General features: G+C 66.9%; 15 protein-coding genes. 8 read left to right on the top strand and 7 right to left on the bottom strand.

What is annotated here, in order from left to right; translation table 11 throughout:
* Positions 1–60 precede the first annotated feature (60 nt).
* On the top strand, positions 61–900 hold the full coding sequence (locus KLK06_RS35555; protein ID WP_214640001.1) for an NAD(P)-dependent oxidoreductase: 840 nt from the start codon (positions 61–63) through the stop codon (positions 898–900).
* Here the strand turns inward: KLK06_RS35555 and KLK06_RS35550 are convergent.
* The 3 genes from KLK06_RS35550 to KLK06_RS35540 form a co-directional block, all read right to left on the bottom strand.
* Positions 897–2,261 carry a phosphotransferase gene (locus KLK06_RS35550; RefSeq protein ID WP_214640000.1) on the bottom strand — a complete coding sequence of 455 codons (1,365 nt, stop codon included), beginning with the start codon at positions 2,259–2,261 and terminating at the stop codon, positions 897–899. The two genes, KLK06_RS35555 and KLK06_RS35550, sit on opposite strands and share 4 nt — an antisense overlap.
* 3 nt (positions 2,262–2,264) lie before the next feature.
* Positions 2,265–3,965 carry a maltose alpha-D-glucosyltransferase gene (gene treS / locus KLK06_RS35545; RefSeq protein WP_214639999.1) on the bottom strand — a complete coding sequence of 567 codons (1,701 nt, stop codon included), beginning with the start codon at positions 3,963–3,965 and terminating at the stop codon, positions 2,265–2,267.
* A 68-nt stretch (positions 3,966–4,033) separates the two neighbouring features.
* Positions 4,034–6,079, bottom strand: coding sequence for an alpha-1,4-glucan--maltose-1-phosphate maltosyltransferase (locus tag KLK06_RS35540; RefSeq protein WP_214639998.1), 2,046 nt, complete (start codon positions 6,077–6,079; stop codon positions 4,034–4,036).
* Positions 6,080–6,318: 239 nt separating this feature from the next.
* Between KLK06_RS35540 and glgP the strand changes: the two genes are divergently transcribed.
* Positions 6,319–8,901: an alpha-glucan family phosphorylase gene (gene glgP / locus KLK06_RS35535; RefSeq protein WP_214639997.1), complete on the top strand. Its 2,583-nt coding sequence runs from the start codon at positions 6,319–6,321 to the stop codon at positions 8,899–8,901.
* Between the two features lie 80 nt (positions 8,902–8,981).
* A complete protein-coding gene (locus tag KLK06_RS35530; protein WP_214639996.1) occupies positions 8,982–9,878 on the top strand; it encodes a MurR/RpiR family transcriptional regulator in 897 nt (298 codons plus the stop codon).
* On the opposite strand, the gene KLK06_RS35525 is transcribed toward KLK06_RS35530, so the two are convergent.
* Positions 9,841–11,769: an N-acetylmuramoyl-L-alanine amidase gene (locus KLK06_RS35525; RefSeq protein WP_214639995.1), complete on the bottom strand. Its 1,929-nt coding sequence runs from the start codon at positions 11,767–11,769 to the stop codon at positions 9,841–9,843. The genes KLK06_RS35530 and KLK06_RS35525 overlap by 38 nt on opposite strands.
* A 111-nt stretch (positions 11,770–11,880) precedes the next feature.
* Between KLK06_RS35525 and KLK06_RS35520 the strand changes: the two genes are divergently transcribed.
* Complete coding sequence (locus tag KLK06_RS35520; RefSeq protein WP_214639994.1) at positions 11,881–12,786, top strand: NAD(P)-dependent oxidoreductase; 906 nt, start codon at positions 11,881–11,883, stop codon at positions 12,784–12,786.
* A gap of 2 nt (positions 12,787–12,788) precedes the next feature.
* Positions 12,789–13,562 carry an enoyl-CoA hydratase/isomerase family protein gene (locus KLK06_RS35515; protein WP_214639993.1) on the top strand — a complete coding sequence of 258 codons (774 nt, stop codon included), beginning with the start codon at positions 12,789–12,791 and terminating at the stop codon, positions 13,560–13,562.
* A gap of 123 nt (positions 13,563–13,685) precedes the next feature.
* Here the strand turns inward: KLK06_RS35515 and KLK06_RS35510 are convergent, their stop codons facing one another.
* From KLK06_RS35510 to KLK06_RS60390, 3 genes are all read right to left on the bottom strand, one after another.
* Positions 13,686–15,032 carry a glycoside hydrolase gene (locus KLK06_RS35510; RefSeq protein ID WP_214639992.1) on the bottom strand — a complete coding sequence of 449 codons (1,347 nt, stop codon included), beginning with the start codon at positions 15,030–15,032 and terminating at the stop codon, positions 13,686–13,688.
* Between the two features lie 510 nt (positions 15,033–15,542).
* Positions 15,543–16,040: a trans-aconitate 2-methyltransferase gene (locus tag KLK06_RS35505; RefSeq protein ID WP_250906559.1), complete on the bottom strand. Its 498-nt coding sequence runs from the start codon at positions 16,038–16,040 to the stop codon at positions 15,543–15,545.
* Positions 16,022–16,201, bottom strand: coding sequence for a hypothetical protein (locus KLK06_RS60390; protein ID WP_250906528.1), 180 nt, complete (start codon positions 16,199–16,201; stop codon positions 16,022–16,024). Before KLK06_RS60390 ends, KLK06_RS35505 begins: the two co-directional genes overlap by 19 nt.
* Positions 16,202–16,415: 214 nt before the next feature.
* Here KLK06_RS60390 and KLK06_RS35500 point away from each other — a divergent pair, with 214 nt between their 5' ends.
* The 3 genes from KLK06_RS35500 (at position 16,416) to KLK06_RS62585 (ending at position 19,582) form a co-directional block, all read left to right on the top strand.
* The gene (locus tag KLK06_RS35500; RefSeq protein ID WP_308168594.1) at positions 16,416–17,717 is read left to right on the top strand and encodes an ATP-binding protein; all 1,302 of its coding nucleotides are present in this window, start codon (positions 16,416–16,418) and stop codon (positions 17,715–17,717) included.
* A gap of 17 nt (positions 17,718–17,734) precedes the next feature.
* On the top strand, positions 17,735–18,301 hold the full coding sequence (locus KLK06_RS63200) for an RloB family protein (protein ID WP_214640189.1): 567 nt from the start codon (positions 17,735–17,737) through the stop codon (positions 18,299–18,301).
* 465 nt (positions 18,302–18,766) lie between these two features.
* On the top strand, positions 18,767–19,582 hold the full coding sequence (locus tag KLK06_RS62585) for an RDD family protein (protein ID WP_308168593.1): 816 nt from the start codon (positions 18,767–18,769) through the stop codon (positions 19,580–19,582).
* The last annotated feature ends 300 nt before the right edge of the window (positions 19,583–19,882 follow it).

Below are 19,882 nucleotides of genomic sequence, written 5' to 3'. Positions count from 1 at the left end.
AATCCGACCATAACCCCCGGCCAGCAGTGTGGGAGCCGTCAACCGAAAGGACTGCTCAGCATGCGTATCTCTATCCTCGGCCTGGGGCTCATGGGCCAGGCATTGGCCCGGACCCTGGTGCAGGCCGGTCACAGCGTCACCGTGTGGAACCGTACGGAAGGCAAGGCAGCCGGTTCGGGCGCCACCAGCGTGGCGACCGCGGCGGAGGCGGTCGAGGCCAGCCCGCTGGTGATCGTCTGCGTGCTCGACTACGCGGCCGTACGGGAGGTCCTCGGCTCGGTCCAGTTGGCCGACCGCGTCCTGCTGAACCTGACCAACGGCAGGCCCGCCGAGGCCAGGGAGCTGGCGGAGTGGGTGGCCGCGCGCGGCGGCGACTACCTGGACGGCGGCATCATGGCCGTGCCCCAGATGATCGGCACGCCCGGCGCGCTGGTCCTCTACAGCGGCTCGCAGCCCGCCTTCGAGCGGTACGAGGAGGCGCTGGGCGCGCTGGCCAGGCCGCGCTATCTGGGTGCGGACGCGGGGCTCGCGCCCCTGTACGACCTGGCCATGCTCACCGGTATGTACGGCCAGATCGCCGGTTTCCTGGAGGCGGCGGCGCTGATCGCCTCGGAGAAGCGGCCGGTGACGGAGTTCACCACGGAGCTGCTGGTGCCGTGGCTGACCGCGATGGCCGCGCAGCAACCCCGATGGGCGGTGGACATCGAGGCGGGCGACTACGCGACCGACGTCTCCAACCTGGAGGTCAACAGGGTCGGCATGGTCAACCTGCTCCGCGCCTTCGAGGACCAGGGGGTGAAGCCGGACCTGCTGCTCCCCATGAGGGATCTCCTAGACCGGCGGGTGGCGGCCGGCCACGGCGCCCAGGGTCTGTCGGGCCTGATCGAAGAGCTGCGTTAGCGGCGGAAGGCGGCCAGCGGGATGCGGATCCACGAGGGCCGGTTGCGGGCCTCGTACACCACCTCGTACACCGCCTTCGACAGCTCGAACGCGCGCAGCAGGGCCGCGTCCGCCGGGGTGATCACCCCGCCGCCCTCGGCGTAGCCTTCCAGGAAGGCCTGCCTGTTGCGGTCGGCCCACTCGGCGGCCCGTGGCTCCAGCGACTCGGGCTCTGAGTGGTCGGCCAGCAGGTGCCTGGCCGCGTAGTCGAACGAGCGGAGCATCCCGGCCACGTCACGCAGCGGGGACGACAGCGCCCGGCGTTCGGCCAGAGGCTGGCCCGGCTCGCCCTCGAAGTCGAGCACCACCCAGCCGATCGGGGTACGCATCACCTGGCCGAGGTGGTAGTCGCCGTGCACCCGTTGTACGGGCACCTCGACGGTCAGCTCCTCCACCTGGTGGTAGGCGTCCTCCAGCGCGTTGACGTGCTCGCGCAGCTCCGGCACCTCGCCCACGGCCCGGCCCAGCCGCCGCCGGAAGCCCTCGGCCATCCGCTTGACCTCGTGCACCTCGACCACGTCCGTGGGGAAGGCGCCGGCCAGCTCCCGGTGGACGTTGGCGGTGGCCACGCCGAGCCGGTGCGCCTCGGCGGCGAAGTCGCCCCCGGCGTCGGCCGCCGAGAGCTCGGGCATCGAGCCGTACAGGTCGCGCACGCTGGCCAGAGCCAGGTCCCAGCCGTCGTTGGCGGTGGACAGGTACTCCTGCATGATGGCGAGCGTCGTGGGCGTGCCGTCGAGGTCGGTCTCGATCCAGCCGTACGGCTTGGCGATGTGCGGGGATTCGCGGACGGCCAGCGCGGTGATGATCTCCAGCTCCGGGTTCACGCCGGGGATCAGGCGGCGGAAGAACTTGCAGATGTAGGCGTCCCCGTACACGAGCGAGGTGTTGGACTGCTCGGCGCCGAGCACCAGGCTGCGTGGTGAGGTGTCGATCGTGACGCCGGGCAGGTGGCGGAAGCGGACGGTTTCCCAGCCGGTGCCCTGGGCCATGCACTCCAGCACCCAGTGGGTCAGGGCTTGGTCGTGGACGGCGTCGTAGACGTACCACTCATGATGTTCGGGGCCACCGTCGAAGGCGTAGTGGCCGTGCGTGCCGATCAGCGCGTGTTTCAGCCGGTCGGGCAGCTCGGTGCGCATACCGAGCATGATCTGGTAGCGGTCTCTCGAGGCGCCCTGCCACACCGACACGATCAGGTGGCGTAGTCCCGGGTCGTCGGCGTAGATCACTACGTCCGACTCGATCGACAGGGAGTCGATCGCGCGCCCCTTGCCGCCGAACCATCGTTGGCGACTGATCCATGCGGCAAGGAGCTCGTCAAGCACGTCTTACTCCTCCTGGGTGATTGCCGGTGGGAGTGTGAACCAGTAGAAACCATGCCCGGGAAGCGTCAAAAGATACGGAAGTTCGCCAATTGCCGGAAATGGTACCCCACCCATTGTCTCAACGGGTGAGACGCCGACGAATCTGCGCAGGTCAAGCTCGACCGGCTGGGGGAAGCGCGAGAGGTTGTTGACGCAGAGCATCCGGTCGTCGCCCAGCTCTCGTACGAACGCGAGCACGCTCGGGTTGGAGGAGTTGAGCTCGATGAACTCGCCCAGGCCGAACACCGGGTGCCGCTTGCGGATCTCGATCATGCGCTTGGTCCAGTGCAGTAGCGAACCGTTGTTCTTCTGGTGCGCCTCGACGTTGAGTCCCTGGTAGCCGTAGATCGGGTCCATGATGACCGGCAGGTACAGCCGCCCCGGGTCGCAGTCGGAGAATCCGGCGTTGCGGTCGGGGTCCCACTGCATGGGCGTGCGTACGCCGTCGCGGTCGCCGAGCCAGATGTTGTCGCCCATGCCGATCTCGTCGCCGTAGTAGAGCACCGGCGAGCCGGGCAGCGACAGGAGCAGCGCAGTGAACAGCTCGATCTGGTTGCGGTCGTTCTCCAGCAGGGGCGCCAGGCGCCGCCGGATGCCGACGTTGGCCCGCATCCGCGGGTCCTTGGCGTACTCGGTGTACATGTAGTCGCGTTCCTCGTCCGTGACCATCTCGAGCGTCAGCTCATCATGGTTGCGGAGGAAGATCCCCCACTGGCAATGTTCCGGAATCTTCGGCGTTTGGGCCAAGATTTCGGAAATGGGGTAGCGCGATTCCCGGCGTACGGCCATGAAGATGCGCGGCATCAGCGGGAAGTGGAAGGCCATGTGACACTCGTCGCCGCCGCCCACCGGATCGCCGAAGTACTCGACCACGTCGGACGGCCACTGGTTGGCCTCGGCGAGCAGCACCCGGTCGTTGTAGAGCCGGTCGACCTCCTTGCGGATCCGCTTGAGGTACTGGTGCGTGCGCGGCAGGTTCTCGCAGTTGGTGCCCTCCTCCTCGAAGAGGTACGGCACGGCGTCCAGGCGGAACCCGTCGATGCCCAGGTCGAGCCAGAAGCGGAGCACCTCCAGCATCGCGTCCTGCACGTCCGGGTTCTCGTAGTTGAGGTCCGGCTGGTGGTGGAAGAAGCGGTGCCAGTAGTACTGGCCGCGGACCTGGTCATAGGTCCAGTTGGACGTCTCGGTGTCGATGAAGATGATCCGCGCGTCGGGGTAGGCGTTGTCGTTGTCCGACCAGACGTAGAAGTCGCCGAACGGCCCTTCCGGATCGTGGCGGGCGGCCTGGAACCAGGGATGGGCGTCGCTGGTGTGGTTCATCACCAGGTCGGCGATGACGCGCATGCCACGTTTGTGGGCCTCGTCGACCAGCTTCACGAAGTCTCCCAGGTCGCCGAACTCCGGCAGGATCTTCATGAAGTCGGCGATGTCGTAGCCGCCGTCGCGCAGCGGTGACTCGTACAGCGGCAACAGCCACAGGCAGTCGACGCCGAGCCACTGGAGATAGTCGAGCTTGCTGATCAAGCCCTTGATGTCACCGGTGCCATCGCCGTTGGAGTCGGCGAAGCCCCGGATCAGGACCTCGTAGAAGACCGCGCGCTTGTACCAGTAGGGATCGCGCGGCTTCTCCTCGTCGAAGGGATTGGGAATGGGTGTGGAGCTCATGAGCACTCCCTCGTGCTCATGAAGGAGGCGCTTTCACACACGTTGAAGACTCCCCGCTGAATTCTGTTCTACCGTGGCGCGGCTCGTACGGTGAAGATGTGGACAGGCTGGATGTGGGGGTCGAGGCGTACGTAGTTGTTCTGCCGCCAACGATACGACTCGCCCGATAGCTCGTCGTCCACGACGAACTCGGCATTCCAGTCGAGACCGATCGCCGGCATGTCCAGTTCGACCGTGGCCTCGTGGGTGTGGTGTGGGTCGAGATTGATGACCGCCAGAACGACGTCGCCCAGCCCGTGCCGTCGTGTGGCCGGGTCGTAGGCGCCCGGCAGCCGCTTGGAGAAGCACACGATGTCCGGTTGGTCGACCTGGTGGAACCGTAGATTACGCAACTCCTGCAGTGCCGGATGGGCTCTTCGGAACAAATTCAGGTGGGTGATGAAGGGCGCAAGGCTCCACCCTGCCCGCTCCGCCGCCGCCCAGTCGCGAGGTCGGTACTGATATTTCTCACTATCTAGGTATTCTTCACTACCCGGACGAACAGGGACATTCTCCCCCAGCTCGTACCCCGAGTAGACGCCCCAGGTGGGCGAGGCGAGCGCGGCCAGCGCGGCCCGGATGCGGAAAGCCGGGTTACCGCCGTGCTGTAGGTATTCGTGAAGAATGTCCGGAGTGTTGACGAACACATTGGGCCGCAGGAAGTGCGAGGTCTCCCCGGACAGCTCGGAGAGGTACGTCTCCACGTCGTGCTTGGAGTTCTTCCACGTGAAGTACGTGTAGGACTGGTGGTAGCCCACCTTGGCCAGCGTCTGCAGCATCGCCGGCCGGGTGAACGCCTCGGCCAGGAAGATCACGTCAGGATCGGTCGTGTGGATGTCGGCCAGCAGCCGCTCCCAGAACCCCACCGGCTTGGTGTGCGGGTTGTCCACCCGGAAGATCCGCACCCCGTGGTCCATCCAGTGGCGCAGGACCCGCTTCACCTCGGTATAGATGCCGACGGGGTCCTTGTCGAAGTTGACCGGGTAGATGTCCTGGTACTTCTTCGGCGGGTTCTCGGCGTAGGCGATCGTGCCGTCGGCCCGGATCGTGAACCACTCCGGATGCTCCTTGACCCACGGATGGTCGGGGGAGCACTGCAGGGCGAAGTCGAGCGCGACCTCCATGCCCAGCTCACGGGTGCGGGCGGTGAACTCGTCGAAGTCCTCGATCGTCCCCAGATCGGGGTGGATCGCGTCGTGGCCGCCGTCCTCGGAGCCGATCGCCCAGGGCGAGCCCGGCTCGTCGGGCTCGGGGCTCAGCGTGTTGTTGCGCCCCTTGCGGAACGTGTGGCCGATCGGGTGGATCGGCGGCAGGTAGACGACGTCGAAGCCCATCTTGGCGATCGCGGGCAAGCGCTTGGTCGCGGTCTGGAAATTTCCGGACTTGGAGATGCCCGACTCGCTGACGACCGCGCCCTCGGACCTGGGGAAGAACTCGTACCAGGAGCCGTACAGGGCCCTGCGCCGGTCCACCCTGATCTTCCGCGGCCGCGCCCTGGTCACCAGGGCGCGCAACGGATGCGCCTCCAGCAGCGCCGCCGTCTCCGGCAGTTGCGCGATGGACAGCCGGGCCCGCGGGTCGAGCTGCTCGTCGCGGAGTGTGGCGGCGATGCCCAGCAGCGCGGCGCGGTGCCCGCACGTGCTGTCACCGTTCCCGTTGCCGGGGGCGGGGCACTCGGCCTGCCGTACGGCCCTGGCCGCCCGGTCGAACAGCCGGGCGCCCTCCTCGCACATGAGGTCGGTGTCCATGCCGCGCGGGATCTTGATCTCCGCGTCGTGCAGCCATGTGGCGATGGGGTCGCTCCACGCCTCCACCCGGAACAGCCAGTCACCCTCCGTCGGCAGGCACACACTGATGCCCCACCTGTCGGTGCCCGGCGCTAGCTCGCGCATCGGTCTGAGGCGACCGCGCTGCCCATCGGGCGCGGTGAGCACCACGCCCGCGGCCACGGCGTCGTGGCCTTCTCGGAACACGGTCGCCGAGACCTGGAAGGTCTCGCCGGCGACCGCCTTGGCGGGCCACTGCCCGCAGTCGACGACGGGGGAGATGTCCGTGATGGGAATTCGTCCGATCATCGCATTTCAAGGTTGCGACGGCACGCTCGGTACCGCCGGAGGCTTCCGTGGTAGGAACGATCCTTGCATGTAAATTGTGGGCAGCAGTGGAGGACCTCCCGAGTGTCCCCAGGAGAACCAACATTGGGGGGAAGTTGCCCAAAAAGTCCCTCTTCATGCTTCTTCCCGGAAGGGGTTTGAACGGCCTTGCTGGAGGTGAGGGACTCACAGGTCCCTCCTAGCCCATAGGGTTCGAAAACGTGAGAGCAATCCGCCGGTTCACCGTCCGCACCGTCCTGCCCACGGAGCTGGCCTCCCTCGGCGAGCTCGTGCACAATCTGCGTTGGTCATGGCATCCAGAGACGACCGACCTCTTCGCCGAGGTCGACCCCCGCCTCTGGGAGCAGGTAGGGCACGACCCGGTCGCCCTGCTGGGCGCCGTCGACCACGCCAGGCTTGCCGAGCTGGCCGCTGACCGCCGCTTCCTACGGCGTCTCGCCGACGCCGCCGACGACCTGCGCGAATACATGACCGCGCCGCGCTGGTACCAGACACTGCCCGACGCCGCGCACGCCATCGCCTACTTCTCCCCCGAGTACGGCATAGCCGCCGCGCTCCCGCAGTATTCGGGTGGCCTGGGCATCCTGGCCGGAGACCACCTCAAGACCGCCAGCGACCTCGGGGTGCCGATCCTCGCGGTCGGCCTGCTGTACCGCCACGGCTACTTCACTCAGTCCCTCTCGCCAGAGGGCTGGCAGTTGGAGCACTATCCGTCGCTCGACGCGGGCGGCCTGCCGCTGACCCTCCTGAAGGAGGAGGACGGCACCCCTGTCAAGATCCGCATCTCCCTGCCCGATGAGCGGGTGCTGCACGCGCAGCTCTGGGTGGCGCAGGTGGGCCGGGTGCCGCTGCTGCTGCTCGACTCCGACGTGGCCGACAACGACATCGCCGCCCGCGACGTCACCGACCGCCTCTACGGCGGCGGCACCGACCATCGGCTCATGCAGGAGCTGCTCCTGGGCGTCGGCGGCGTACGGGCGATCCGCGCGTACTGCCGCATCACCGGGCACGCCGAACCCGAGGTGTTCCACACCAACGAGGGCCACGCCGGCTTCCTCGGCCTCGAACGCATCCGCGAGCTGACCGAGTCCCGCCTGTCCTTCGACGAGGCGCTGGAGGCCGTACGCGCGGGCACGGTCTTCACCACGCACACGCCGGTGCCCGCGGGCATCGACAGGTTCCCGGTCGACATGATCGAGCGCCAGTTCGGCGGCGACAACGCCTGGCCGACCGTGCCCGTCGAGCGCATCCTGGCGCTCGGCGCCGAGGACCAGCCCGGCCGGTTCAACATGGCGATCATGGGCATGCGGCTGGCCCAGCGCGTCAACGGCGTCTCCGTGCTGCACGGCGCGGTCAGCCGCGAGATGTTCAAGGGACTGTGGCCCGGCTTCGACCTCGACGAGGTGCCGATCGGCTCCATCACCAACGGCGTCCACGCGCCCACCTGGGTCGGCCGCGAGCTCATGGAGCTGGCCGGCCGTGAGCTGCCCTCGCTGATCGAGCGGTCGCGCGGCTGGGAGGGCGTCCAGAAGGTCCCCGACACCGACCTCTGGGACATCAGAGGCACGCTCCGGCGGCGCCTCGTCGAAGGGGCCAGGGTCAGGCTGCGCAAGGCGTGGCGCGACCGCGGCGCCTCCGACGCCGAACTCGGCTGGATCGACGACGCGCTCGACCCCGACGTGCTGACGATCGGGTTCGCCAGGCGGGTGCCGTCCTACAAGCGGCTCACGCTCATGCTGCGCGACGCCGAGCGGCTGACGGACCTGCTGCTCGACAGCGACAAGCCGGTCCAGATCCTGATCGCGGGCAAGGCACACCCCGCCGACGAGGGCGGCAAGAAGCTGATCCAGCAGATCGTCAAGTTCGCCGACCGGGCCGACGTGCGTCACCGCATCGTGTTCCTGCCCGACTACGACATGGCGCTCGGCCAGCTGCTCGTCCAGGGCTGCGACGTGTGGCTGAACAACCCGCTCCGGCCGCTGGAGGCGTCCGGCACCTCGGGCATGAAGTCGGCGCTGAACGGCGGGCTCAACCTGTCGATCCGCGACGGCTGGTGGGACGAGTGGTACGACGGCACCAACGGCTGGGCCATCCCCACCGCGGACGGGGTGACCGACCAGGACCGGCGCGACGAGCTGGAGGCCGCCGCCCTCTACGACCTGATCGAGCACGAGGTGGCCGACCGCTTCTACGACCGGGCCGGTGACGGGCTGCCGCGCCGCTGGCTGGAGATGGTCAAGCACACGCTCACCTCCCTCGGCCCCAAGGTGCTCGCCGGCCGGATGCTCCGCGACTACGTGGTCGGTCTGTACCTCCCCGCCGCGCTGTCGGCCCGCGCGCTGTCGGGCGACTCCTACGCCGCGGCCAAGGGGTTCGCCGCCTGGCGGGTGCGCGTCACGCGGGCCTGGCCGGGAGTCCGGGTCGAACACGTGGAGGCCTCGGGCGTCGGAGACACCCCGGAGGTCGGCGCGGCGCTCGAACTGCACGCCACCGTCGCGCTCGGCGACCTGGAGCCGGGCGACGTCCTGGTCGAGGCCGCCTACGGCCGGGTCGGGCCGCACGACGAGCTGGTCCACCCCGCGTACATGGAGCTGCGGACCGACGGCGTCGACGACGACGGCCGGGCCCACTACGCGGGCGTGATCCCGCTGGATCGCACCGGCCCGTTCGGCTACACGGTCCGCGTGGTCCCGCACCACGCGCTGGCCGCCTCCCGCGCCGAACTCGGGCTCATCGCCGTTCCCGAGGAACCCGCCGGCATGACGAACGGCGTGCTCCGGTGAAACGGTCCGGCCGGGCCGCACCAAGGCCCGGCTGGGCCGCACAATAGGGAAAACACTCAAGGAGCGTCATAATCGGGACCGTGGACGACAGCGGGAACGGCCTGCGGGCAGACACTCTGGTGGCGACGGTCCGAGGTGTGCTTCCGTCCTTGACCCCGGCTGCGCAGACGGTCGCCCGGCTCATCCTGGAAGACCCGGCGACGGTGGCTCGGAGCACGATCACCGAGCTGTCCGCCGCCTCGGGCACCAGCGAGGCGACGATCGTCCGCACGGCCAGGCTCCTGGGCTTCGCCGGCTACCCGCAACTCCGCCTCGCCCTGGCGGCGGCGGCCGCCCAGCCCGACCGGCTGGTGCCCGGCGACCTGGCGCCCGACGACCCGCTGTCGGAGGTCATCCAGAAGGTGGCCAGGGCCGAGTCGGAGGCGATCAACGACACGGTCGCCCAGCTCACCTCGGAGCGCCTCGGCCTGGTCGTCGACGCCATCGTCGGCGCCAGGCGGATCGACGCCTACGGCGTGAGCGCCTCCGGGCTGGTGGCCGAGGACGTGGCCCAGAAACTGCTGCGCATCGGGCTGTCCAGCCACGCCTTCCAGGACGTCCACCTGGCGCTGGTCAGCGCCGTGCTGCTCAAGCCCGGCGACGTGGCGATCGGCATCAGCACGTCGGGCGAGACGCCCGACGTGCTCGAACCGCTGTCGCGAGCGCGGGAGGCCGGCGCGACGACCGTCGCCATCACCAACAACCCGCGCTCGTCGATCGCGGAGCTGGCCGAACACGTGCTGATCTCGGCCGGGCGCGAGACGGAGTTCCGTCCCGGCGCCCTGGCCAGCCGGATCAGCCAGCTCCTCGTCGTCGACTGCGTGTTCGTCGGCGTCGCCCAGCGCACCTTCGACTCCTCTCAGGAGGCGTTGCAGAGCACCAGGCGCGCCGTCAAGGAGTTCACCAGGCGAGCGACACCCGTACGTCGTCAGCCTTGACGAACATCACCCGGTGCCCGAACTGGATCTGCAGGTACTTCGTCTTGCCCTTGACCACCTTGTGGCTCGCCTCGTCGAAGGTGACCGCCCGGTAGTACTCGGTGGCCGCCGTTCCGGCCAGCGTGTACTTCTCACCGGCCGAGAACGTGTACTGCAGCGGGGTGACCGCCTGGTACGGGATGTCGGCCGGGTAGGCCTCCTGCTCCGGGTACGCCCTGCCGTACACCGGGACGGTCGCCAGACCCGGCTTGGGCGTGACCACCAGGCCCGCGGACGGGACGGCGGTCGGCTTCGCGGCCGGGTTGTAGAACCAGCCCTTCTGGCCGAGGTACCAGATCGCGGTCCAGTCGCCCTGTCGTTCGGCCACGGCGAACCGCTGGCCGGTGCTCGCCCTGGCGCTGTGGTCGTACACGCTGTAGAGCGAGTCGTTGGTGCCGGTCGGGTGCTTGCCGATGTCCTTGATCAGCGGTGCGTCGTCGCGCGGCTCGGTACGCAGCCACACGGTGCCGGCGCTGAGGGGCGGGCAGGCGTTCTCGGGGTTCTTGCGGTCGCAGCCGTAGAAGTACGGCTTGTTGGTGGCGAAGTCGGGCCTGATCATGACCGAGCCCGCCTTGGGGCCGCCGAAACCATGCAGCGGCGCGCCGATCAGGTCGAAGTAGTGCTTCCAGTCCCAGAACGGGCCCGGGTCCTCGTGCATGCCCCGCACCGTGGTCGGCAGCGTGCCCGGCACGTTGTCGTGGCCCAGGATGTGCGCCCGGTCGAGCGGGATGTCGTACCTGAGCGCCAGGTATCGGACGAGCTTGGCGGACGAGCGGTACATCGCCTCGGTGTACCAGGTGCTGCCCTCGGCCAGGAAGCCCTCGTGCTCGATGCCGATGGACTTGGCGTTGATGTACCAGTTGCCGGCCTGCCAGGCGACGTCCTTGCCCTTGATGTGCTGGGCGATGTGGCCGTCGGCGGAGCGCACCGAGTACTGCCAGCTCGCGCCGTAGTTGACGTTCTGGTTCAGCCCGATCGACGGGCCGAAGTAGCCCTCCATGTCATGGATGATGATGTACTTGATCTTCTGGCTGACCGGCCGGGTCGCCAGGTCGTAGTGCCCGTAGTCGCCGTTCGGCTTCTGCGCGTAGGCCGACGGGATCCACTCACAGGAGATCGTCCTCGGGCACTCGACGCCGTCGCGGCGCGGCGGCCTGAGGCCGAGCTTCTCCAGCCACTTCTCGATCCGCTCCAGGCCGGGGATCGGCGTGAGCTCGACCTTCTGCCCGTCGTCGGTGACCCGCTCGGCGCCGTCCTCGATCGTGCTGTAGACCTCGTCGGCGAAGACCTTGGCCGCCTCGGACTCGTCGGCGCCGGAGTACTTGGCGACCGCGCCGTACCACTCGCCCGGGTCGGCGCTCAGCGGCGCGCCGATCGACTTCTGGTAGTCGGCCAGCAGCGCCGCGCCGCCCCTGATGTTCGCGGCGGCGTCCGTCCGCAGCGCCTCGTGGCTCTGGCCGGTCAGCTCGGCGGCCTTGTCCATGGTCTTGAGCGAGGCCGGGATCTCCGCGGGCGCGACCGTCGTCGCGGTCGGGGCCAGCGGCCTGCTCTCGTCGCCGCGCGCGTCCTCCTCGCCCTCGGCGTGGTGGTTGGAGCCGGTGAAGGCGGTGGCGTCGGTCAGGTGCATGGGGCCGAACCCGGCGTCGTTGCTGGGCTGCCCGGCATGGGCGTCCCAGCGCGACTCAAGATAGGAGACACCGAGCAGCACGCTCTCCGGAACCTGGAACTCCTTGGCCGCCGCGGCGAACGCCGCCTGCCGGTCCGGGGGTTCCTCGGCAGTGGTGCCGGCCGCCGCTGTCATGTTGACTAATGGCAGGAGGGCGACCACCGCGATCGCCAGCGCTCTGCGCATCTACTGCTCCTCGACTGGGGGAATGACGGAGTCAGCGTTTCAACAATTTCCTTCTCTGGCGAGAGCTTTGCGAAGATATTTTTCAGCAGTTAACGCCCTATGGTGGGGCGGGTGACGTCGATCGTGACCGGTGCGGCCGGATTCATCGGCCGCGCGCTGACGTCGGTCCTGCTGTCGTCCGGCTCGCCGGTCGTCGCCATCGACCGCCGGCCCATCGAGGAGCGGCCTGGGCTCACCGTGATCACGGCTGACCTCTTGGATGTCTTCGACGGTTCTTCCGATGCTTTTTCCACCGCCTTTTCCGCCGCCGACGAGGTCTATCACCTGGCCGGATGTGCGGGCGTGCGGGACGCCGCTCCTGGGATCGCCTGGCGGCGTCATCGGGACAATGTGCTGGCGGGCGCGCGGGTGCTGGCCCTCACGCCGCCCGGCGTCCCGCTCCTGGTCACCTCGTCCAGTTCCGTGTACGGCGGCGCGGCACGCGGCCGTTTCAGCGGGGAGTCTGGCCCGGTCCGTCCCAGCGTGGAGTCTGACCCGGTTCGTCCTGTTGGCGGCTATGCCACGAGCAAGGTCGCGCTGGAACGGCTCTGCCTCGACCGTCCCGACGTCACGATCGTCCGGCCGTTCACCGTCGCCGGGGAGGGGCAACGGCCCGACATGGCGCTGTCGGTATGGCTGCGGGCCGCCGAGGAGGGCCGCCCGCTGCGCGTGCTCGGCTCGCTCGACCGTACCCGCGACATCACCGACGTACGGCAGGCCGCCCGCGCGATGATCGAGCTCATCGGCGTCCCCGGCATCGTGAACCTCGGCACGGGCCACGGCCAGACCCTCCGGGGCATGGCGGAGGCGGTGGCCACGGTGACCGGAGCCTCACTGGCCTTCGACGTCGTACCCGCCCCGCCTGACGAGCCCGGCGACTCGCTGGCCGACACCCGCCGCCTCCACTCGCTGCTCGGCTGGACCCCGCGTACCGATCTGCTGGACTTGGTCCGCCGCCAGCAGCTTGTAGTGTCCTGAGCATGGGTGAGTTCGTACACGTAGAAGTGGCCGACCAGATCGCCACGATCAGGCTTGACCGTCCCAAGATGAACGCCCTCAACGGCCAGATGCAGCGAGAGCTCGGTGAAGCGGCCCGAGCCGTCGACGCCGACCCCGAAGCGCACGCCGTCGTCGTCTATGGCGGCGAGCGGGTGTTCGCGGCCGGGGTCGACATCAAGGAGATGGTCGTCATGTCCTATGCCGACATGGCCGCCCACTCCCGCGCGCTCCAGGGCTGCTTCACCTCGGTGGCCGCCATCGGCAAGCCCGTCATCGCCGCCGTCACCGGTTACGCCCTGGGCGGCGGCTGCGAGCTGGCCCTGTGCGCCGACTTCCGGGTGGCGGGGGAGTCGGCCAAGCTGGGGCAGCCGGAGATCCAGCTCGGCCTTATCCCCGGTGCGGGCGGCAGCCAGCGCCTGCCCCGCCTGATCGGGCCCGCCCGGGCCAAGGACCTGATCTACTCCGGTCGGCATGTGTCCGCCGAGGAGGCGCTGGCGCTGGGGCTGGTGGATCGGGTGGTGCCTGACGCCGAGGTGTATGCGGCGGCGCTGGCCTGGGCGGGGACCTTCACGGGTGGGCCGGCTGTGGCGCTGCGGGCTGCCAAGCAGGCGGTGGATCGGGGGTTGGAGGTTGACCTGGATACGGGGTTGGAGATCGAGCGGCTGCAGTTCTCCGGGCTTTTCGCCACGGATGACGCAAAGATCGGGATGACGGCGTTCACGGACAAGGCCCAGCCGAAGTTCACGGGGCGCTGACGGGCGACTCGCGCCGGACGTCGAATTCACTGCACGCCCCCGCGGTAGAAGACCAGCGCCGGTCAGCCCACGCTCGGGGTGACCGGCGCTTTCACCCCGCGCCCAGGATGTCCAGCGCCGTCATCAGTGTGCCCTGATGACGACGGTCGTGAGCGCTCGAGGCTGCAGGATCACTGTCCCGCCGGTGACCGGGCTCGCGGCGAGGGAGTTGGCGTTGTCCGTCACGTACGCGGTGGCCCGCCCGTACACACCCTTCCACGTCACGGCGGCGGTGCCGGTGTTGAGCACCTCGACCACCTGAGAGCCATCGGCGTTGCGAAACGCTGAAACTTTCAGCGCCGGATCGCCCGCCACCGCGTCCACCCGCACCGCGCCCGGCCGGATGAACCTGCTGTACGCCGCCAACGCCCACAGCCGCTTGGAGACGTGATACGTACCCGCGGCCTCGTCGATCTGAAGCAGCGCCCGGGTGGCGCCGCGCGAGGCGCCCAGCCAGTAGATGTAACCGCTGACGTTGCCGAGCGTAAGGGCGTCATGAACGGCCTGCGCGATCGTGAACCCGTCGTAGCCGCTGCCGTCGTCCCAGCTCTCGTTCCAGGTGGAGCCGTTGGGATTCCACTCCGACATCCAGGTATTTCCGCTGGTCGGCAGCGGGCCGTCCACCGGGCTGGCGTACGTGTGGCCGGTGTGCGTCTTGACCCAGCAGCGAGCCTGGGGGTCGGCCTCGATTGCGGCGGTGTACGCCTTCGCCTCGGTCCAGCCGAACGAGTCGCAGCAGGCCACCTTGAGACCCTTGACGTCCTTGGCGATCGGGCCGAGCACCTTGACGAACTCGGCGGCCTGCTGCGGGGTGAACCGCATCGAGGCGTACGTCGCCGTCCAGTCGGGCTCGTTGGTGAAGCCGAGGTCGGTGATCCTGATGCCTTCCCGGGCATAGAACTTCGCGTATTGCACCAGGTAACGGGCGTAGGCCTGCTGCCACTCCGGCTTCAGCGTGCCGCCGTTCTTGTCGTCGCCGTTGTCCTTCATGTACGCGGGCGCGCTCCAGGCGTCGGCGAAGAACCGCTGGACCCCGTACCCTTTGGCCGCCTTCGCCACCCAGACCTGGCTGTTGTCCTCGCCGTCCCAGACGTACTGGGGCGGGGCGTCCGGCCCGCCCGGGTCTACGGGCTGGATCGAGACCATCTGGTCGTACGGGCTGCCCACGGGAGCGGAGCCGATGCCGAGCCGCAGGATACTGAGCCCGGCACCCTTGTCGCGGTTGAACCACAGGTCGAGAATCTCCCGCTGCTGCCCTTCGCCGAGCGCCCGAACCAACTCGTTACGACGGAACGCCTGAGAGATCCCGAACCCGTCGATCTCCTGGTGCCGGACGCGGTCGCGCACGGTGATCGCGGGAGGATCCACCTGGTACGGCGCCTGCACGATGGGCAGACCGAGCAGGGTGACCGCGACAACGCCTCGTAACATACCGCCTCCGAAATTTTCGGAACCACCGCGATAATTTCGCTCCCGGAAACGTAAACACGCACGAGCCCTTCGTCAACCTCTCGCCCGAACCCCGGAGCCACCCACCCGCCCGTCCACAAAAGGCCCTCCGCTTCGCTCCGGCCGTTCTTCCGGAAGCGCCTCCGGCGCACAACGGGGCTTCGCAATGGGCGCTTCGCGCTCGGGACTCAGACGTTTCTTCCAGTCGCGCCAAGGGCCCGACCCCTGAAGGCCCTCGCTCCGCTCGGACGCCCTCCCAAGCGCGGGCTCCGCCCGCGCACGCTTCGCCACTGGTTAGCCGGGTCTGCCGAGAAGATGTCCTGTGACAGGAGATCGTCCTCAGCACTGGGCTCTGCCGTGGTGTGAGGAATCTTGAGTGGCGAACTGATGGAACTCAGAGGCGTTTGGCTGCTCAAGAAGCCGAGGGTTTCGCCAGTGGATCTTGCTCAATCTTGTTTGTCGTAGGTGCCGATGCGTTTCCCAACAGCACAGCTAGCGGCCGGGTTTTTCCCAGGTCAGCGAGTACCGGCGGAGCACGTGCCGGCGATAGCGCATGCCGGGCAGCAGTCGCCGCGCCGCGGCTCGCACCTGCCCGTAGCTCATCGGCGGGGCGGCGACCGGCATCCCCTCCGGGCCGTGCGCGCGGCGGAGCACCTTGATGATCCGCACGACGGGGGCAGCCGCGATCGTCACTGCCCACTCCGCCGGGGTCGCCGCGTGGGCCAGGCCGACCACCACCAACGTGCCGCCGGGGCGCAGCATCTGGCGCATGCGGGCGAGCGCCGCCTCGAAGTCCATGTGATGGATCGCAGATACCGAGCAGATGAAGTCGTAGCCCGCGGTGGCCAGGTCGGCGGTAAGGAAGTCACCCTCGACGAAGGTGAGATCCGGGCGGCCAGCGGCGAGTTCACGGGCGCGGGCGATCATCTGTGGCGAGTTGTCGATGCCGGTGACGTGCTTTGCCCGCTCGGTCAGCTTCCGCGCGAGCAGGCCGTCCCCGCAGCCGACGTCCAGCGCATCGCCGCACCCCCGGGGACGGCGCGGAGGATGCCCGGATGCCGGGCGACGTTGGTGTTCCAGTAGGGCTTCGGGTCGGCCTGGCGGATCGGATCATCGTAGGGGCGTAGTGGCAGGAACCCGAGCTTGAGCAAGATTCACTGGGCAAGAGGAAGATCAACTGTCACAGGACAGAGGAACAGGCATCGTCCATCAACTCGGCGATGATGTTTTCCCCTGTCCCGGCTGCATCGCAGTTTCGGCGGCTGGCCGAGCCACTCATGCAGGACCCAACGAGACACCAAGCCGCCTGGTCACGTAGAGTTGCTCCCATCCTGGCGTGCGGTTCTTCCGCGCGAGAGGGGGTTTGTGCCCCGTGATGAGGAGGGCAGCCGGGCAATGCTGCTGAGTTTTCGCGTCAGTAATCATCGCTCGCTTCGCGACGAGCAACAGCTACTACTAACCCCAACATACGGGGAAGATGATCCTGGAGACGGTTGGGAAGCGGTCCCTGTCGCGGCGCTTTTCGGCGCCAACGCTTCCGGCAAGTCCAATGTGCTGGATGCTTTGGCATATATGCGCAATATGGTGCGCGGTTCCCTCCGAGAGAGCGAACCTGGAACCGGGATTTCGCGCCATTCATTCGCATTGGATCCAGCAATGCGCGATGAACCATCCACGTATGTTGCTGATATTCTCCTTGAAGGAATTCGATACACTTACGGCTTCGCGGTTGACGACTCGCAAGTGGTCGAAGAGTGGATGTTCAGCTATCCAAAAAAGAAGAAGAGAGAGATCTTCCATAGGCGTGGCGACGATTATTCGATCGGCGACCAATCCCCTGCTTCCATGCACCAGGTGGCAGCGATCACAGAGTCGAACGTGCTATTCCTCTCCGTCGCAGCGCGCTCAAAACAGGATTTGGTTCGGCCGGTCTATGATTGGTTTACCGAAGTAATCTATCGCAACCCCCAAATTCTTCGATTTTCGCGCCTGAGCACACTTGTCGAATCTCTAGAGCGTTTCGGCTATCTGGAAAGAATGGCATCTCTACTTCAGGCCGCAGATACCGGTATCGAATCTGCGGAGATCGTGGAGGAAAGTGATGCAGAGCTGGCCCAAAGGTCCGCACGTACTAAGGGGATTGGCAGCCATTCGCCAACACGGCGAAAGGATGTACTCTTCAGACATCGAGGTGAAAGCGGAACGTTTCCACTAAATCTGAGAGACCAGTCTTTGGGGACGCAAACGCTGTATGATCTTGGGCTCGGTGTTTTCAGATCGCTAGACACTGGATCGGTGCTCATCGTAGACGAGCTAGATTCGAGCCTGCATCCTTACTTGACTGCACAGCTCGTAAGATTGTTCCGCGATCAGAATGTTAATATACACGGCGCTCAGCTGATTTTCAGCAGTCATGACGCTACACTTCTCGGACGGATCCAAGGCGAAGAAGTGCTACAACGCGACCACGTCTGGTTCACCGAAAAGAATGAATGTGGCGTTACCGAACTGTTTTCGCTTTCGGACTTCAAGCCGCGTCGTGAAGACAACCGTGAACGCCGATACCTGGCTGGTCGCTACGGTGCCGTTCCGATCGTCAGTGATGAACTCTTCGCTGCCGCACTAGCTGAACGTCGAGAGGCGGACGATGTCCCCTCGAACATCTAAGACGGGAAAGGGGGGGCATCCGGACAGATACCGATCTTGAGCACAAGAAGAAGGGGACGCGGCAAGAGCGTGCGAGCTTCCTAATCCTCTGCGAAGGAAAGACTGAAAAGGATTACTTCGTAGGGATGCGGTCGCGACAGGGTCCTCATATTGATGTTGACGCCCCCAAAGTCGATCATCTTTCCATAATCCGGCAGGCTGTCGCCAGACGATCGGACGAGTACGATGCCGTCTGGTGCGTATTGGACACGGAGTTGGACGAGGCCCTTACGTCGGCGCTGATAAGTGAGGCAAAACGTGGTTCGATCGACCTCTGCCTGTCGACGCCATGTTTCGAGGTCTGGTTGATTATGCATCATACAGACTGCACCCGCCCCTTTCTGTCGGCGAACGAGGCGAAGCGCAAGCTGAAATTTGTGGCACCAGGCTGGAGTGAAGGGAATACTCGATTTTCCGATTTCCTCCATGGGTTGGATGCGGCCTGCCTAAGAGCTCGCCAACTCGATCCGACTGGAGAAGACTTTCTAAGGAACCCTTCAACTAATGCTTGGCAACTAGTTCTGGCCCTTCGACCAGAAGCTTGATCCGCAAGAGGACCACGCCGCCGTACTGATCCGAACCGTCATCCGGTGGTCACGAACGGAGGCCATGGTGCTGAATGTGGTCACGATCTGGGACTCCTGTAGATCAACTTTCGCCAGTCACAAAGGACGCCCGAGCATTAGCGTCGGACGCCCTGTGGCGTGCTTTCATCCGAGAGCATCTCTGCCGCTTCGCTGGAGGAGCGATCGGTAAGGTGTTGCTCCCAAGGCGAAAGGATCATCTTGCCGCAGGTTTCCCGATTATCGTGGTTGGCGCTGTCGGCATGGACGGCGGCTGTGGTCGTCGCCGCGTTCCCAACATGGGAACGGTGGCGCGAGCGACTCGCCAGTGAGGAGTTCGCCCGGACCCATGAGGAGCCCGACCGAATTTATGGGTACGTGTGCCAATTCAGCGGTGGACCGACGCTGTCCCCGCTTGCCCCTCTGCGCCGTGATCTCGATACGGTCATGGAGATCACGGCGGAGGGGGCGCTTCCGGCTCTCGTGGTCCTCCTCGGTCTCCTCGCGTGTCTCGCCCGCAGGGATGGCGGGGTAACAGCTCGGCGGGTGGCGGGACTCCTCGTCCTGATCTCGGTGACCGGGCCCCTCGTTTCGCCGTACCGCGACTCGATTTGCCCTGAGACGATCCCGCTGCTCAGCACCGCTTGGTTCAGGGCTGTGGCCGGCGCTTGGGGGATCACCCAACTGTGTCTGCTGATAGCTGCGGTGCTGGTGCTCGCAGCGTCGCGGGCGATACGTCCTTCCAGCGGAGAAGAACCGGTCCCGTCAGAGACCGGGATGGCATGGCGCCGAGCAGCGGCGGCTCTGGTCGACTACCTGATCGTAACTGGGGTCCTGGGCGTCGTCGTGGGGCCGCTCTGGTCTGTGGTCGGCCTCGGCCCCGGGTCTCACGTGGGGGACGGACTTCTGGAGCATGTCGGCGTGTTTCAGAGCAGCGTGAGGCCCGCTGACCTGGCCATCCCGTCCGGGCTGTTCCTCTACTTCTGGGTGCCGTACGCCCTGTGGGGGCGGACGCTGGGCAAGAGGCTCCTGGGCATGCGTGTCGTCGCCGCAGGGACGGGCGGACGGGTGGGCGCGGGCAGGGCGGCTCTTCGCACGATGGCCTTCCCCCTGATCGCTTTCATCCCTGGCGTAGGGCTGCTGTGCCTCTTCGCGGACGGGTTGTGGATGCTCCTCGACCCGGAGGGCCGTGTTCTTCATGACCGCTGGCTGGGCACCGCGGTGGTACGCGACCGGGTGAAGAACGCCCAGCCTCAGACGTAGAAAGGCTCGCAATCGGCGCTTCGCGCACTGCAAGGGCCTCCGCTTCGCTCCGGCCGTTCTTCTGGGGCGCCTCCGGCCACAACGGGCTTCGCTTTGGGCGCTTCGCACTCGCGGCTCAGACGTTTCTTCTAGTCGGGCCAAGGGCCCGACCCCTGAAGGACCTCGCTCCGCTCGGACGCCCTCCTGAGCGCGGGCTTCGCCACAGATAGCTCCGGCCATCCGGTGGCTTGTGACCGGATGTGAGAACGACCACTTGACCCGTGCCTAAGAGTCTCGGGCTCGAATCCCGAAGGTGGCTCC

The organism is Nonomuraea sp. NEAU-A123 (genome assembly GCF_018603905.1).
GTDB lineage: Bacteria > Actinomycetota > Actinomycetes > Streptosporangiales > Streptosporangiaceae > Nonomuraea.
Note: the sequence above shows the minus strand (reverse complement) of the source record. Positions and strands in the feature narration are given on the sequence as shown.